General features: G+C 70.3%; 15 protein-coding genes and 1 tRNA gene. 12 read left to right on the top strand and 4 right to left on the bottom strand.

Annotated elements, in window-relative coordinates:
* Window positions 1-153: 153 nt before the first annotated feature.
* The 3 genes from ACWFR3_RS15770 to ACWFR3_RS15760 form a co-directional block, all read right to left on the bottom strand.
* Complete coding sequence (locus ACWFR3_RS15770) at window positions 154-1,119, bottom strand: DUF5926 family protein (protein WP_453735115.1); 966 nt, start codon at window positions 1,117-1,119, stop codon at window positions 154-156.
* A gap of 171 nt (window positions 1,120-1,290) precedes the next feature.
* On the bottom strand, window positions 1,291-1,908 hold the full coding sequence (locus ACWFR3_RS15765) for an ATP-binding protein (protein WP_453735114.1): 618 nt from the start codon (window positions 1,906-1,908) through the stop codon (window positions 1,291-1,293).
* Between the two features lie 62 nt (window positions 1,909-1,970).
* Complete coding sequence (locus tag ACWFR3_RS15760; RefSeq protein WP_453735113.1) at window positions 1,971-2,783, bottom strand: glycerophosphodiester phosphodiesterase; 813 nt, start codon at window positions 2,781-2,783, stop codon at window positions 1,971-1,973.
* A gap of 184 nt (window positions 2,784-2,967) precedes the next feature.
* Between ACWFR3_RS15760 and ACWFR3_RS15755 the strand changes: the two genes are divergently transcribed.
* The 4 genes from ACWFR3_RS15755 (at window position 2,968) to ACWFR3_RS15740 (ending at window position 6,064) form a co-directional block, all read left to right on the top strand.
* The gene (locus ACWFR3_RS15755) at window positions 2,968-4,437 is read left to right on the top strand and encodes a S1C family serine protease (RefSeq protein ID WP_453735112.1); all 1,470 of its coding nucleotides are present in this window, start codon (window positions 2,968-2,970) and stop codon (window positions 4,435-4,437) included.
* 41 nt (window positions 4,438-4,478) lie between these two features.
* Window positions 4,479-4,563: transfer RNA gene (locus ACWFR3_RS15750), tRNA-Ser, on the top strand.
* Between the two features lie 270 nt (window positions 4,564-4,833).
* Complete coding sequence (locus ACWFR3_RS15745; RefSeq protein WP_453735111.1) at window positions 4,834-5,079, top strand: hypothetical protein; 246 nt, start codon at window positions 4,834-4,836, stop codon at window positions 5,077-5,079.
* Between the two features lie 253 nt (window positions 5,080-5,332).
* Window positions 5,333-6,064 carry a sensor domain-containing protein gene (locus ACWFR3_RS15740; RefSeq protein WP_453735110.1) on the top strand — a complete coding sequence of 244 codons (732 nt, stop codon included), beginning with the start codon at window positions 5,333-5,335 and terminating at the stop codon, window positions 6,062-6,064.
* Window positions 6,065-6,131: 67 nt separating this feature from the next.
* Here the strand turns inward: ACWFR3_RS15740 and ACWFR3_RS15735 are convergent, their stop codons facing one another.
* Window positions 6,132-6,998: a bifunctional DNA primase/polymerase gene (locus ACWFR3_RS15735; protein ID WP_453735109.1), complete on the bottom strand. Its 867-nt coding sequence runs from the start codon at window positions 6,996-6,998 to the stop codon at window positions 6,132-6,134.
* Window positions 6,999-7,369: 371 nt separating this feature from the next.
* Here ACWFR3_RS15735 and ACWFR3_RS15730 point away from each other — a divergent pair, with 371 nt between their 5' ends.
* The 8 genes from ACWFR3_RS15730 to ACWFR3_RS15695 all read left to right on the top strand — a co-directional run bounded on the left by ACWFR3_RS15730 (window position 7,370) and on the right by ACWFR3_RS15695 (window position 14,646).
* On the top strand, window positions 7,370-7,681 hold the full coding sequence (locus ACWFR3_RS15730) for a hypothetical protein (protein ID WP_361193603.1): 312 nt from the start codon (window positions 7,370-7,372) through the stop codon (window positions 7,679-7,681).
* 296 nt (window positions 7,682-7,977) lie between these two features.
* Complete coding sequence (locus tag ACWFR3_RS15725) at window positions 7,978-9,210, top strand: acyl-CoA dehydrogenase family protein (protein WP_453735108.1); 1,233 nt, start codon at window positions 7,978-7,980, stop codon at window positions 9,208-9,210.
* A complete protein-coding gene (locus tag ACWFR3_RS15720) occupies window positions 9,207-10,115 on the top strand; it encodes a bifunctional MaoC family dehydratase N-terminal/OB-fold nucleic acid binding domain-containing protein (RefSeq protein WP_453735107.1) in 909 nt (302 codons plus the stop codon). Before ACWFR3_RS15725 ends, ACWFR3_RS15720 begins: the two co-directional genes overlap by 4 nt.
* Window position 10,116: 1 nt before the next feature.
* Window positions 10,117-11,241 carry an acyl-CoA dehydrogenase family protein gene (locus ACWFR3_RS15715; RefSeq protein WP_453735106.1) on the top strand — a complete coding sequence of 375 codons (1,125 nt, stop codon included), beginning with the start codon at window positions 10,117-10,119 and terminating at the stop codon, window positions 11,239-11,241.
* Window positions 11,242-11,354: 113 nt separating this feature from the next.
* Window positions 11,355-11,762, top strand: a complete 408-nt coding sequence (locus ACWFR3_RS15710; protein WP_453735105.1) for a MaoC family dehydratase — start codon at window positions 11,355-11,357, stop codon at window positions 11,760-11,762.
* On the top strand, window positions 11,759-12,925 hold the full coding sequence (locus ACWFR3_RS15705; RefSeq protein WP_453735104.1) for a lipid-transfer protein: 1,167 nt from the start codon (window positions 11,759-11,761) through the stop codon (window positions 12,923-12,925). Before ACWFR3_RS15710 ends, ACWFR3_RS15705 begins: the two co-directional genes overlap by 4 nt.
* 52 nt (window positions 12,926-12,977) lie before the next feature.
* Window positions 12,978-13,922: a DUF1906 domain-containing protein gene (locus ACWFR3_RS15700; RefSeq protein WP_453735103.1), complete on the top strand. Its 945-nt coding sequence runs from the start codon at window positions 12,978-12,980 to the stop codon at window positions 13,920-13,922.
* A 160-nt stretch (window positions 13,923-14,082) separates the two neighbouring features.
* A complete protein-coding gene (locus ACWFR3_RS15695; protein WP_361193588.1) occupies window positions 14,083-14,646 on the top strand; it encodes a SigE family RNA polymerase sigma factor in 564 nt (187 codons plus the stop codon).
* The last annotated feature ends 175 nt before the right edge of the window (window positions 14,647-14,821 follow it).

Here is a 14,821-nt window from a genome sequence, read left to right as displayed (position 1 = left end):
GCGACGGGGGATGCACCAGCAACCGGGCTACCTGAACGGTAACAAGAGATCTGCTCTGGGCAAATTCGATCTCGGATATCCAGACAGGGATTTACCTGCGACGACGGGGAGTTGTGACAGGAGTCACCCATTCCCCTACAACTGACTGACGGGTCAGCTAAGCGTCACCTGGCGGTTGGTGAGACCGCCGCGCGCCCGGCGCTCCTCCGGCGTGAGCGGGGCATCGTTGCCGAGGGCCGTCGCGAGCCGCTCGGCGAACTCCGCGGCGGGCTTCTCGATGTCCTCGGCACCCATCCCGCTCGGCAGGTCCCACACCGGCACCGTCAGACCGTGCGCCCGGAAGGAACCGACCAGGCGGGTGCCCTCTCCGAGGCTCGACGCACCGGCCACGTGCAGCCGGGCGAGCGCGTCGAGGAGCTTCTCCTCGGCGTGCGGCATGACCCACCGCAGGTGGTTCTTCTCCGGGGTCTCGCACCAGTACGCCGAGTCCACCGAGGAGAGCTTCACGGTCGGGATCGCGGCGGCGTTCGCCCGCTCCAGGGACGCGGAGACCTCCGGGGACGCGTTCTCCGAATCCGGCACCCAGAACTCGAAGCCCGCATGTACGTTCGGCTCGAATGTGCCGTCGGGGTCGAGGATGTCCTGCAGGCGCGGTCCGTCGGCCGGGGCGCGGCGGGCCTGGACCGGGGAGCCGGGCTCGGCGGCCAGGGCGCGCTGGAGGGTGTCGGCGAGGTCGCGGCTGATGTCGCCGGACGCGGTGTCGTTCTGCAGGCCGAGCAGGACCGAGCCGTCGTCGCGGCGCAGTGCGGGCCAGGCCATCGGCAGGACGGTCGCCAGGGAGACGGAGGGCACGCCGTCCGGCAGCCCGTCCTTGAGGGGCAGTTCGACCGTGGCCGCCGGGACGAGCTCCCGCAGGGCCACCCAGTCGCCCTCGCCGGGCAGGCCTTCGAAGGGGCGGTGCACCAGCTCGGTCACCGCGTGCGCGGCGGCGCGGCCGTGACAGGCCTTGTAACGGCGGCCCGAACCGCAGGGGCAGGGTTCGCGGGCGCCGACGACAGGGACCTGCCCGTCCGTCAGCTGCGGCTGCTTGCCCTTGGTCTGAGGGCGCTTCTTGGCCATCTTGGGTGTCTCCCGGATGCGGCTTTACAGCGTGGCTCTTCGTACGTCTTGGGCGTACGGGCGCGAGCCTAGCCGCTCGCCCATGGGGCGTCGGGATTCAGCCGGAGTCGGTGGAAGTCGTGGGCCGGGACTGCCGGACGAAGCCGCCGGTCGAGGCCGTGGGCGGGGTCGTCAGTCGCGGTCGTCGAAGGGGTCCGCGTACGCGAGCTCGGACATCGTGGCGGCGGACGGGGCCGCGACGCGCGTAGCGAAGTCCTCGTGGCGGTGGCCGGCATGGACGACGACCCAGACCGTGACCTCGCCGTGGGTGTCGTCGCGCACGCCCCACGCGTCGGCGAGGGCCGTGATGATGTTGAGCCCGCGGCCGCCGTGCGCGGTGACCGAGGGTGTGGCAGGAACGGGGCGGGTCGGGCCGCCGCCGTCCGTCACCTCGACCGTCAGCCGGCCTGTCTTGTCCACGTGCCATGCGGCCCGGACATCACCGTCACCGACCATTCCCTCGCCCAGTGGCCTGCCGTGCCGACAGGCATTGCTGAGCAATTCCGAAAGGACCAGTACGGCATCGTCGACGACCGATTCCGGCATCCCGTTCATACGCAGTTGATCACGCATCCGGTGCCTTGCTTCCCCCACGCCCGCCGGGCCATGAGGTACGGCCATGCTCGACGACGCGGGCACCTCCCGTGCCACCACCAACGCCACCCCCGAGACCTCCTTCGCCCCACGCCACGGTGTGAATGCCCCAATGGACTGGACCGGAAACCGGCCAATCCTTGTGCGGTGACGCACTCGGAACGATCGAATACGGAACGAACGCGCCGGTGCACACCCTGTAATCGACGGGGTTGCGGTTAGCGGCGGCCCAGCTGGGACAGCACCTGCTTGGGGCGATTGGTGATGATGGCGTCGACGCCGAGTTCGGCGCACAGCTCGACGTCCTCGGGTTCGTTCACGGTCCACACGTGCACCTGGTGGCCCGCGCGCTTGAGTTTGGCCACGTAGGCGGGGTGATTGCGGACGATCCGCATGCCCGGTCCCGCGATCCGCACGCCCTCGGGCAGGCGGCCGTCGCGGTGGCGCGGCGAGACGAACTGCATCAGGTAGACCGTCGGCAGTGTGGGGGACGCGGCCCGCACCCGGTGCAGGGAGCGCGCCGAGAAGCTCATGACGCGTACGGGAGAGGGGCCGTCGGCGGGCGGGGAGTCCAGACCGAAGCGCTTCAGTAGAAGAAGCAGCCTTTCCTCGACCTGGCCCGCCCAGCGGGTGGGGTGCTTGGTCTCGATGGCCAGCTGGACGTTGCGCCCCGAAGCGTTGCTCTCGGCCACCAGCTCCAGGAGCCGCTCCAGGGTGAGAACGGAGGTGTCCTCCCAGTCGGGGCCTTCGTCGGCCTCGCCGTGGTTGTTCTTCCAGGAGCCGAAGTCGAGGGTGGCGAGATCGGAGAGTTCCAGGGCCGATACGGCTCCCCGGCCGTTCGACGTGCGGTTCACGCGACGATCGTGGACACAGACGAGATGTCCGTCCGCAGTGAGGCGTACGTCGCATTCAAGAGCGTCGGCACCGTCCTCGACCGCTCTCTTGTACGCGGCCAGCGTGTGCTCGGGGGCATCTTCGGAGGCTCCGCGGTGGGCTACGACCTGGATCTGGTGCTGTCGTGCGAGGGTCACCGCGTCATGGTGCCATCACGGGGTACCCGAAGGCTTGCCCAAGGGTTGGCACAGAGCGCCGGATCCACAGGATCGGCTTATGGTGCCCTGACAGCCCATGGGAAAAGCTGACTGCAGACACATGCACAGTTGGGCGCAGCAAGGCCGTGACCGAGAACGACAGCGTGGACCGAGGAGAAGAGCTGTGAGCACCGAGAACGAGGGCAACGAGGTACCCCCGGCCCCGTCAGCGCCTCCTGTGCCGGTGGAAACTCCCGCTGCTTCCGCCGAGCCCGCACCCCCTTCCGCCGCGCCCCACACCCCGGCGCACGACCCCGCGACGCCGCCTTCCGCGGCATTCGAGGACCCGGCGGCGCACCAGGCTCCCGCGCACGCCGGTGCCACCGCGGGCGCGACCCCGCACGCCTCCGGTGCCGGAGGCTGGCCGCCTCCGCCGCCGCCCGCGGTTCCTTCCTATGCCCAGGACGGCGGCTCAGGCTCCGGGTGGGGCGCCTCGTACACGGCGGAGCACCCGGAAGGGTCCAAGCCCAAGGGCCGGCGTGGTGGTCTGATCGCGGCGGTGCTCGTGGCCGCGCTGGTCGCCGGCGGTGTCGGCGGCGGCATCGGCTTCTGGGCGGCCGACCGGAACGACAACAGCACGGGCTCGACGACGGTCTCCGCGTCGAACACCCCGGCCGACCTCAAGCGCGAGCGCGGCACGGTCGCCAACATCGCGGGCAAGGCGCTGCCCAGCGTCGTCACGATCGAGGCCCAGGGAGGCAACGGAGAAGGCGGCACGGGCACCGGTTTCGTCTACGACGAAGAGGGCCACATCCTCACGAACAACCACGTGGTGGCCTCCGCGGCCGACGGCGGCAAGCTCGCGGCGACGTTCTCCGACGGCAAGAAGTACGACGCCGAGGTGGTCGGCCGTGCCGAGGGCTATGACGTGGCGGTCATCAAGCTCAAGGAGCGGCCCGAGAACCTGAAGCCGCTCCCCCTCGGCAACTCCGACAAGGTGGCGGTCGGCGACTCGACCATCGCCATCGGCGCCCCCTTCGGCCTCTCGAACACGGTCACCACCGGCATCGTCAGCGCCAAGGACCGCCCGGTGACCTCCAGCGACGGCGCGAGCAGCAAGAGCTCGTACATGAGCGCCCTGCAGACCGACGCCTCCATCAACCCCGGTAACTCCGGCGGCCCGCTGCTCGACGCGGGCGGTGCGGTCATCGGCATCAACTCCGCGATCAAGCCCGCGGAGAGCGGGGGCGGCCTCGGCGGGAGCGGCCAGTCCGGCTCCATCGGCCTGGGCTTCGCGATCCCGGTCAACCAGGCCAAGTACGTCGCACAGCAGCTGATCAAGAACGGCCAGGCCGTCTACCCCGTGATCGGCGCCTCGGTCTCCCTGGAGGAGAGCACGGGCGGCGCCACGATCTCCCCGGAAGGCGCCAGCGGCACGAAGGCGGTCACTCCGAACGGCCCCGCGGCCAAGGCGGGCCTCAAGCCCGGTGACGTCATCACGAAGCTGGACGACACCGTGATCGACAGCGGCCCGACCCTGATCGGCCAGATCTGGACCCACAAGCCGGGCGACACCGTCCAGATCACGTTCAAGCGCGACGGCAAGGAGCACAAGGCCGACGTGGTCCTGGGCCAGCGCAAGGGCGAGAGCTGACCCGCTACTCTTGTCCCCGCACCGCTTGAGCGGCGGTGCGGGGTGGGTTGCCCGAGCGGCCTAAGGGAACGGTCTTGAAAACCGTCGTGGCGCGAGTCACCGTGGGTTCAAATCCCACACCCACCGCGCAGCTTGCAAGGCCCCTGACCAGCAGTATTGGTCGGGGGCCTTTGCCGTGGGCGGATCGGCCACCGCGGGTCGTACATGCGTCTGGGCGCGGAGGGGCAGCGCCTGTCCGCGGCGCGGGGCCGGGTGCGCGGAGCAAGTCGCCTTGGATGAATGGATGAACGTAGTACTCCACGTGGACGCTGCCCGGCGTGCCTAGAAGGAGGTGCGTGCCGAGTGCGGTCTCGTTCTCTGCGGGGGATCACTGGATTCGTCACAGAGGAGAAACTCGTGTTGAAGCGCATCGCATCTGCCCTCGCCGTAGCCACCGTCGCCGGATTCCTGGCCGCCGGTACCGCCGTCGCCGACGACGGCCCGAGCACCACCCACTCCCAGGGCGGTTACGCGGGCAAGGCCGCATACAACATGGGTGGTCCCTACGGGATCACCTACGGCGGCGCCTCGATGGGCGGCTACAGCCACGGCACGTCCCTCGACGGGGTCTTCAACTCCGGCTTCGACGGCTACGACGGCTGACGTTCACCGCGGCAAGTACGTCGTGTTCCGCGGCGAGTAAGCCGTGGTCTGCGAAAAGGGCGCCTCTCAGGAAGAGGCGCCCTTTTCGCGTTCCGCCCTCTCGGGGGTGGTGCCAGCAACACCCCCGAGAGGGCGGATCACCGGATGTTGCGTGCCGTTCGGATCCGCGAATGTTGAGGACGTCAGCACAGCACTCCCCGGCACTCCCCGGCATTCCCCGGAACGTCCCCACCGCGAAGATTCGAGGCCCGTCATGAGCACCAGCAGCACCAGTGCACTGCCGTACGCAGCCGCTTCCGCCGCTCCCTCATCGGCCGTTCCCTCTCCTGTGCGCCCCGCGGGGTCGCCGGGCTTCTGGCGGGCGCCGTTCGCCGCCTCCACGTACCGGGAGATCGGCTACACCGTGACGTCGCTGCCCATCGCCATCGTGGGCTTCGCCTTCGCCGTGACGATGTTCGCGCTCGGTGTGAGCCTGTTCGTCACTGTGCTCGGGCTGCCGGTGCTCGCGGCCGCATTGGCCGGGGCGCGGGGGTTCGGCGCCGCCGAGCGGGGGCGGGCGCGCACGCAGTTGGGGCTCGAGGTCACCGGTCCCGCTGCCGTGGACAGGCCGCGGGACGCGGGGGCGTGGGCGGGGATGCGGGCGCGGCTCTTTGACGGGGCGGGCTGGCGGGCGTTGCTCTTCCAGTTCGTGATGTTCCCTTCGCGGGTGGTCTCCTTCGTCCTCAGCGTGACCTTCCTGGTCACCGGCTGGGTGGTCGCGCTGCTTCCGGCGTACTCCTGGGTGTTCCCGCGTTACGTCGACTGGCCCGGCTACCGGCTGTTCGACTACACCTCCGGCGGCGAGCACCACGCGTTCTACCTGGAGTCGCCGGTGCAGATCGCCGGGGCGTCCCTGGTCGGCCTCGCCATCGTCTTCCTGACCCCGAAGCTGGTTCGTGCCCTGACGAACATCGACCGTGCGGCGGTGCGTTCGCTGCTCGGGTAGGGGTGCTCAGGGGAGTACGCAGTCGGTTAGTCGGCTAGTAAGGGGCGTCCGCTGTTGCGGGCGCCCCTTACGCATGCCCCGTCAGGCGCGCCGCCGACGCGATCGTCGAGAGGGCCTCGCGTTCCGTGAGGCCGATCTGGAGCGCTGCATCGCAGAGTTCCTCGGCCAGGAACTCGCCGATGCCGTTCTCGTAGGCGCGGCAAGCGGCCCAGAACAGGCGCGTGTTGCGCTGGCCCTCGTGCGCGGCGAGCACGAACTGGACCAGTCCCGAGCCGCGCGGGGCCGGCATCTGCGGGAGCGCGGGCTGGCGGGTCCGTGGCGGGGGCGTGAGCAGGCGCAGCAGCGCGGGCGGGCAGCTCGCGGGAGGGAGATGGGCGGTGCCGGCCACGGTGCTGTAGACGCCGTGCTCGGTGCGCGAGCCGGGGCCGACGAGATAGCCGCCCGCGCCCCGGATGTCGATGCCGGGGGCGAGGCGGCCCGCGGAGTTGGGGATGACGGCGCCGGGCGGGCCCGTCAGCCAGATGTGGCGGCCACCGCTGGGGGTCGCCACGACGACCGTGGCCGGGATCGTGAACAGGTGGCGGAGCGCCAGTTCCCGCAGGGCCGCCGGAGCGTCCGTACCGGACTTGGTGTCCAGGTCGATGCCGATCAGATGGTGCGGGGGCAGACCGCACGCGATGCCGTAGCCGGTGGCCCAGGGGGCGGCCGCGAAAAGGGCGCGGATGCGGCGCGGGTCGGTCGACGCGTCGTACACCCCGTGTCCGGTGCGGCCGCATTCGCCGTGGCAGGGGGACGGCTCGGGCTGTTCGTGATGGGGGGAGCGGAGTGCCGGCAGCTTGGTGCGGGAGAGCGGGATGACGGCGAGGCCGCGCTCGGCGGCGGACAGGGCGTGGGCGAGAACGAGCGCTGTGGCATGGCGGTCGATAGTGGCCATGCCCTCATTTTCGTACAAGCGTTCGAAGAAAGAAAGGGGCGCGGGCGCGGCGCGCGGGCGAAACGCGGGTGCGCCCGTCGATCTTCGAAAAGTGGCGGAACGCTTCAGCCCGTGCGGCGCTTGGGTTTGAGCTGGTTTTTCGCGGCTGAGCTGGGGCTATGAGGGGGCGGGGAGTGTTTATCGACTTGTACTCACGCTTGCGGGGGAATCGGGGCTTCCGGGGTGGTTCGCCGGGGATTCGGTGGGCAACTCTGGTCTCGCGACGTCGAGCAGAACCCCCGGGGCGGTCGGCCAACTGACCCGGAAAAAGACGCTCTTGAGGTGCTCCCGGCACAACGCTGGTGCGCACCCCCGTTCCTGGAGGAATTGACATGGCAAGCATCCGTACCGCCCGCGTCATCGCTGCCGCCGCGGCCCTGCCTCTGGCCGCCGCGCTCTTCACGGGCGTCGCGACGGCCGACAACGGCTCCTTCGCGAACGACGGATCGAATGCGGGCGTGGCGTCCGTCAACGGCAGTGGTGTGGGGGGCAACAACAGCGGCAACTCGGCCACGACGCAGCAGCAGGCCGTCGGTTCCGGCGCCTCGAACCAGAACAACACCGCCCAGGTGAACGGCTCGGGGTTCACGGCGCTCGACCAGTCGAACGAGACCACCGCCGTCAACTTCACCAACCTCTGGTGAAGTGACGGGCCTCCGGGGCTGCTCCCGGAGCCTGCTCGATGGGGTGTGTGACGTCCTGGGCGGCGGTGCATTTGCACCGCCGCCCAGGCGCGTTCGGGGCCTGTCGCATCCGGGGCGGGTGGCCTGGTGTCCAGGGCGGACCCCCTCGTATCCAGGGCGACCCCCGTCGTGTCCAGTCGTTCCAGGGCGATCCCCCTCGTATCCAGGGTGATCTCTTGACACCGGCAGGTTTTCTGACGGACAGTCAGAAAACCCTGTCGGTGCGACGCCCGTACGCGAAGGAGAGGCCCGCCGCCGTGCACCTCGCCCCCACCGAACGACAACAGCAGCTGCGCGCCGAACTGCGCACGTACTTCCGCGATCTGATGCCGGGAGGGCCACCCGCGGGCAGCGATCTGGAGGGGCAGCGCCGACTTCTGCGGCGCATCGGGGCCGACGGAATGCTCGGTCTCGGCTGGCCTGTCGAGTACGGAGGGCAGGGGCGGGGGCCGGACGAGCAGTTCGTCTTCTTCGACGAGGCCTACCGCGCGGGCGCGCCCGTATCGATGGTCACCCTGAACACCGTCGGGCCGACCCTCATGAAGTACGGCACCGATGAGCAGAAGGCCGCCTTCCTGCCGCGCATCCTCAGCGGAGACCTCGTCTTCGCGATCGGCTACAGCGAGCCGTCGGCGGGGACGGACCTGGCCTCGCTGCGGACGCGGGCGGTGCGCGAGCCAGGCGGGGCCGACGGGGCTAGTGCGGCCGGTGGTGTCAGTGGGACCGGTGACGCGTGGGTCATCGACGGGCAGAAGATCTTCACGTCGAACGCCCAGAACGCCGACTGGATCTGGCTGGCCTGCCGCACCGACCCCGAGGCGCCCAAGCACCAGGGCATCTCGATCATCCTCGTGCCGACCGACGCGCCGGGCTTCTCGTGGACGCCGATCGAGACCGTGGGCGGCCTGACGACCACGGCGACGTACTACGACGGGATCCGCGTACCCGCCACGAATCTCGTCGGCGAGGAGAACGGCGGCTGGGGGCTCATCACCAACCAGCTCAACCACGAGCGGGTGGCGCTCGCCGCGATCGGCATGCAGGCCGAGGATTTCTACGCCGCGGCCGTCGCCTTCGCCCGTGCACCCGATCCGGTGACGGGCGAACGCCGGATTGACGCTCCGTGGGTCCGGTTGAAACTGGCCGAAGCGCAGGCGCGGCTTGCGGCAACGCGCCTGCTCAACTGGCGTTTGGTGGGGGATGTCGGGGCGGGCGTCCTGGCGCCGGGAGACGCGAGCGGCGTGAAATTCGTGGGAACCGAGTCGGCCGTTGAGGTGTACCGAATATGTCAGGAAGTCACGGGCGATGCGGGTCTGGTGCGAGCCGGCTCACCCGGGTCCCTGGCGCTCGGCACGGGCGGTGGCGGCGAGGGGGAGCTGGAGCGGATGAACAGGGCGGCACAGATCAATACGTTCGGGGGCGGGGTGAGCGAGGTGCAGCGGGAGATCGTGGCGACGATGCGCCTCGGCATGCGGAGGGGGCGGCGGTGACCGATCTTTCGTACGAGACGCTCAAGGCGTTCGAGGGCCGGGTGGCCGCCACATCGGGTGTGGGCAAGGACCCGGTCAACGAGCCGATGATCCGGCACTGGTGCGAGGCCATGGGGGACACCAACCCGGACTACGCGGGAGCGAGTCCGATCGCCCCGCCGACCATGCTCCAGGCCTGGACGATGGGCGGGCTCTCCGGACATCAGGGGCGTTCGGCCGCGTACGACGAGTTGTTCGCGCTCCTGGACGGCGCGGGGTACACCTCGGTCGTCGCGACGGACTGCGAGCAGGAGTATCTGCGGGTGCTGCGGCCGGGGGACGAGATCACCTTCGACGCGGTCATCGAGTCGGTCTCGGAGCGCAAGACGACGAAGCTGGGCACGGGGCATTTCGTCACGACCCGGATGGACGTCAGAGCGGGCGGCGAACCGGCGGGGACTCATCGCTTCCGGATCCTCAAGTACGCGCCCGCGCAGCAGAAACCGCGGGGCAAGAGACCCCGTCCAGTGATCAACCGGGACAACACCGGGTTCTGGGAGGGCGTGGGCCGCCACCAGCTCCTGATCCAGCGCTGCGTCGGCTGCCGGGCTCTGCGCTTCCCCTGGCTGCCCGGCTGCAACGCCTGCGGGTCGCTCGAATGGGACACGGTCGAGGCGAGCGGTGATGGCACGGTCTACTCGTACGTCGTCATGCACCACCCGCCCTTCCCCGCCTTCGATCCGCCGTACGCCGTCGGGCTCGTCGAACTGGCGGAGGGCGTGCGCATGGTCAGCAATGTGGTGGGTGTTCCCAGCGACAAGGTGCGGATCGGGCAGCCGGTCCGGCTCGAATTCCAGCAGGTGGACGAGGAGTTGGAGCTCCCGGTCTTCCGGGCCGTCGAGGGCATGGCGGGGGGCGGGGTCTGACATGGACTTCACGCCTACGGAGGAGCAGGCCGCCGCACGGGACCTGGCCCAAGAGATCTTCGGGGACCTGTCCACACCCGAGCGGCTCGCGGCTGCGGGCACGGGATCGGACGCCGAGCTGTGGAAGGCGCTGTGCGCGGCGGGGCTGCCGGGTGCGGTGGAGGATGTCGGGTTGCTCGGGCTCGTGCTGCTGCTCGAGGAGCAGGGGCGGGTGACGGCGCAGGTGCCGTTCGGGGCCACCTGCGTCTACGGGCTGCTCGCGGTGGCGGCGCACGGCACGGAGGAGCAGCGGGAGCGGCTGCTGCCGGGGCTGCGGGACGGCACAGCGGTCGCTACGGGGGCGTTTCCGGCGCGGAGCGGGGTGGTGGTCGCCGCGCAGGGGGCACGGGGCGGGGGGCCGTCCGGCACGCTGGCCGGGGAAGTGCCCTGGGTGCCGTGGCTGCGGGATGCCACGGAGGTCTTGGTGGCGGTGCGCGAGCCGGCACCGCGGGGCGGCCACAGCCTGTGGAGAGTGCGGGTGGCCGACGCGGACACCGAGCCCGTGGAGCTGACCGCGCCCTGGGCGGCGGGGCGGTTGGTCCTGGACGGAACTCCCGCGGAACGGATCGGAGGGGAGGGCGCGTACGAAGACGTTCTGGCGAGCGCGCGGACCGCCTTCGCGGGGCTGCAGGCCGGGGTGTGCGCGGGGTCGCTGGCCCGCGCGGTCGCCCACACGAACGAGCGGGAGCAGTTCGGACGGCCGCTCGCAGCCAAACAGGGGGTGCAACTCCGTGCGGCGGACGCCCATATGGACACCGAGGCGATACGGGTCACGGCGTACGAGGCCGCCTGGCGACGGGACGCCGGGCTGGCCTACGGCACGCATGCGCTGACCGCCGCGTGGTGGGCGTCGGAGGCGGGCAAGCGCGTCGTGCACGCGGGGCAGCATCTGCACGGCGGCATGGGCGCCGACCTGGACCATCCCGTACACCGGCATTTCCTGTGGGGGCGACAGCTGGACGCCTATCTGGGCTGCGGAGGCGAAGTCCTGGCGGAGATGGGCGACTTGATCGCACGGGACGCTCAGGACACGGGGGGCACGCAGGACGCGCGAGACGCGCAGGGCGTCCAGGAGGGGGCGGCATGACGGGGAGACCGGATTCGGGCGGAGGGGAAGACGGCGTGATGGGAGCACGGGACTCCGGAGACGGAGCCGGAGACGGAGGGGCAAGCAGCGACGGCGGCGGTGGAGGCAGCGGTGTGAGGGCCGGGGACGAGTTGCCGGAGCTCAGCATCCCGGTCACCCGGACGCTCATCGTCTCCGGTGCCATCGCCTCGCGGGACTTCCAGGACGTGCACCACGACCCGGTGGCCTCCAAGGAGAAGGGCTCCCCCGACATCTTCATGAACATCCTGACCACGAACGGCCTGGTCGGCCGGTACATCACCGATCACTTCGGTTCGGGGGCGGTCCTCCGCAAGGTGGCGATCCGCCTGGGGGCTCCCAACTATCCGGGGGACACGATGGTGTTGACCGGCTCCGTGCAGCAGGTCGACGGCGATACGGCCACGGTCAGAGTGGTCGGGGCCAACGCCATCGGCAAGCACGTCACCGGCACGGTCACGGTCACCGTTCCGGGCGGGGCGCCGGCAGGGGGCGCGGCATGAGCGTGGGCACGCGCGACCGCGTCGGCGGGAAGGCCGCCGTGGTGGGAATCGGGGCCACCGAGTTCTCCAAGGATTCAGGGCGGAGCGAACTCAGACTGGCCGTGGAGGCGGTGGGCCTCGCGCTGGACGACGCCGGGCTCGACCCCGCCGACGTGGACGGCATGGTCACGTTCACGATGGACACGAACCCGGAGATCACCGTCGCGCAGGCGGCCGGAATCGGGGAGCTCTCGTTCTTCTCGCGCGTCCATTACGGCGGAGGAGCGGCCTGCGCGACCGTCCAGCAGGCGGCGCTCGCGGTGGTGACCGGCGTGGCCGAGGTCGTCGTCTGCTACCGCGCGTTCAATGAGCGGTCGGGTCGGCGTTTCGGTTCGGGCGTGCAGCACCGGGAGCCGTCGGCGGAGGGGGCGGCGCTCGGCTGGTCCTTGCCGTTCGGCCTGCTGACCCCCGCCTCCTGGGTGGCCATGGCGGCCCAGCGCTATCTGCACACCTACGGCCTGACCCCCGATGTCTTCGGCCATGTGGCGGTCACCGACCGGAAGTACGCGGCGACCAACCCCGCGGCGTATTTCCACGGGAAGCCGATCACGCTCGCCGATCACGCCGCATCGCGCTGGATCGTCGAACCGCTGCGCCTCCTGGACTGTTGCCAGGAGACCGACGGCGGGCAGGCGATCGTCGTGACGAGCGTGGAGCGGGCCCGCGATCTGCCGAAGCCGGCGGCGGTCATCACGGCGGCGGCCCAGGGTGCGGGCCGGGCGCAGGAGCAGATGACCAGCTTCTACCGCGACGATCTGAGCGGGCTGCCCGAGATGAGCGTGGTGGCACGGCAGCTGTGGCGGAGTTCCGGTCTGGCGCCGGGCGACATCGACGTCGGCATTCTCTACGACCACTTCACTCCGTTCGTGCTGATGCAGCTGGAGGAGTTCGGTTTCTGCGGGCCGGGTGAGGCGGCGGACTTCGTGGCCGGGGAGATGCTGCCGCTGAACACACACGGAGGGCAGCTCGGGGAGGCGTATCTGCACGGGATGAACGGCATAGCGGAAGCGGTCCGACAGGTGCGGGGCACGTCCGTGAACCAGATACCGGGTGCGGCACGCACGCTCGTAACGGCGGGCACCGGTGTCCCCACTTCGGGGTTGATTCTGGCGGCGGACGGCTGAACGCGGAGCGTGTCCCGGCCGGAACGGCGGCGCCGGGCTCTTCACTCGGCGTATGCGATGCCAAAAGCTGATGATGGGATTCGTCCTGGCCACCGCCCTGACGACGCTGGCCGTGGCCGTGCCGACGTCCGGCGCCGTGAGCGGACCAGGGACCGAGAAGCGTGTGACGGGGGCCGGGCCCGGGGCACGGACCGATGCGGGGGCCGACGCGCGGCCCGGAGTCGGCGCACGGCCCGATGCGGGGCCCGGAGCCGGGGAGCGTGCGGCAAAGAAGGCGGCGGCGGTTTCGGTCTTCCGTGGCTGGGCCTTCGACACCTGCCTCGCCCCGTCCGTCGACACGATGCGCCGCTGGTCGTCATCCGACTACCAAGCGGTGGGCGTCTACTTCGGGGGCCGCGGCCGGGCGTGCGCGCGCCAGCCGCACCTGAGCCACTCGTGGATGCGTGCGGTGCGGGGGCAGGGGTGGAAGGTGCTGCCGGTGTACGTCGGTTCGCAGTCGCCCTGTGTCATCTCGAAGAACAAGAAGCACGTGCGCATGGGGCGCTACCCCGTGCAGCAGGGGACCAGGGAGGGGCGTGACGCGGTAAAGAGGGCGAAGTCCTTCGGGATGCGGGCGAGCAGCCCGCTCTACCTGGACATGGAGGCGTACACCTACCGCAAGGTGGAGTGCGGCAAGACCACCCTGGCCTTCGTGCGGGCCTGGAACCGAGAGGTGCGCAGGTCCGGTTACGTACCGGGGTTCTACAGCAGCGCGAACTACGGCGTACGGCACATGGAGACGGCGCGGCGGGCCGGGGTGCGGGACCTGCCGTCGGTGATCTGGTTCGCGCGCTGGCACAAGCGGCCGAGCCTGTACAACGAGCCCGTGCTGCAGAAGAACGCGTGGCGCGAGCGGCGCATCCACCAGTACGCGGGGAACGTGAAGGAGAGGCACGGCGGGCGCACGATGAAGATCGACCGCAACTTCGTACACGCGCCGGTGGCCCGGATCGGCTAGGGCGGACCGCGGCTCTATCAGGGACGAACCCTCAGGGGAGTGCTCCGCCTCCTCCACCTTCAGGAGGTGGGGCTACCACCCGGCGTACAACCTGAGGCGGACACGGCTTAGGGACCTGCGGCCGATCCGCTGAAGTAGGGGGCGCTTCTAGCGTGGAGCCATGACCGTATCCATGGTGCCCATGTGCACCAGCGCATCGAAGGCCGCGACGCGGACAGCGAGTCCTTCGGCGTATCCGTCGTTCGCGTCGTACGTACGGGCACGACAGCCCGTCCTGCTTCGCACCGCGCGCTCGCTGACCGCGAATCCGAGCGATGCGGAGGATCTCCTGCAGACGGCCCTCACCAAAACCTATGTCGCGTGGGACCGGATCCAGGACCACCGGGCGCTCGACGGCTATGTGCGCCGGGCCCTGCTGAACACCCGGACCTCGCAGTGGCGCAAGCGCAAGGTCGACGAGTTCGCGTGTGACGAGCTGCCCGAGCCCGAGGTGACGCCGGTCGCGGATCCGGCGGAGCAGCAGGTGCTCAGGGACGCGATGTGGCGCGCGATCATGAAGCTGCCAGCGCGGCAGCGGGCGATGGTCGTCCTGCGGTACTACGAGGATCTCAGCGAGGCGCAGACCGCCGAGGTGCTCGGGGTGTCCATCGGCACGGTCAAGAGCGCGGTTTCGCGGGCACTCGGCAAGCTCCGCGAGGACCCGGAGCTCACGCCGGTCCGGTGATCACCGGGCTCGTCTCCGGCGATCGGCACACCCTGCGTCCGGTGATCGTCGCAGCTCTGACTGACCTTTCTTCTCCCGTACTAGTGACATACCGTGCGGTATGCGGCAAGAATCTGGCGAGCCCTACTGCCAGGTAGGTCATTCGGGAGCCGCCCCGGATGAATGCCGCGCGCCC

The sequence above is a fragment of the Streptomyces sp. NPDC055189 genome, assembly GCF_053606765.1.
This window is presented reverse-complemented; position numbering and strand designations above follow the sequence as displayed.

Coding starts and splice junctions, on each gene's coding strand:
- ACWFR3_RS15735 (WP_453735109.1), bottom strand. CDS start 6,998: ATGGCCACTATCGACCGCCATGCCACAGCGCTCGTTCTCGCCCACGCC.
- ACWFR3_RS15740 (WP_453735110.1), top strand. CDS start 5,333: ATGAGCACCAGCAGCACCAGTGCACTGCCGTACGCAGCCGCTTCCGCC.
- ACWFR3_RS15770 (WP_453735115.1), bottom strand. CDS start 1,119: ATGGCCAAGAAGCGCCCTCAGACCAAGGGCAAGCAGCCGCAGCTGACG.
- ACWFR3_RS15700 (WP_453735103.1), top strand. CDS start 12,978: ATGCGATGCCAAAAGCTGATGATGGGATTCGTCCTGGCCACCGCCCTG.
- ACWFR3_RS15705 (WP_453735104.1), top strand. CDS start 11,759: ATGAGCGTGGGCACGCGCGACCGCGTCGGCGGGAAGGCCGCCGTGGTG.
- ACWFR3_RS15730 (WP_361193603.1), top strand. CDS start 7,370: ATGGCAAGCATCCGTACCGCCCGCGTCATCGCTGCCGCCGCGGCCCTG.
- ACWFR3_RS15695 (WP_361193588.1), top strand. CDS start 14,083: ATGACCGTATCCATGGTGCCCATGTGCACCAGCGCATCGAAGGCCGCG.
- ACWFR3_RS15715 (WP_453735106.1), top strand. CDS start 10,117: ATGGACTTCACGCCTACGGAGGAGCAGGCCGCCGCACGGGACCTGGCC.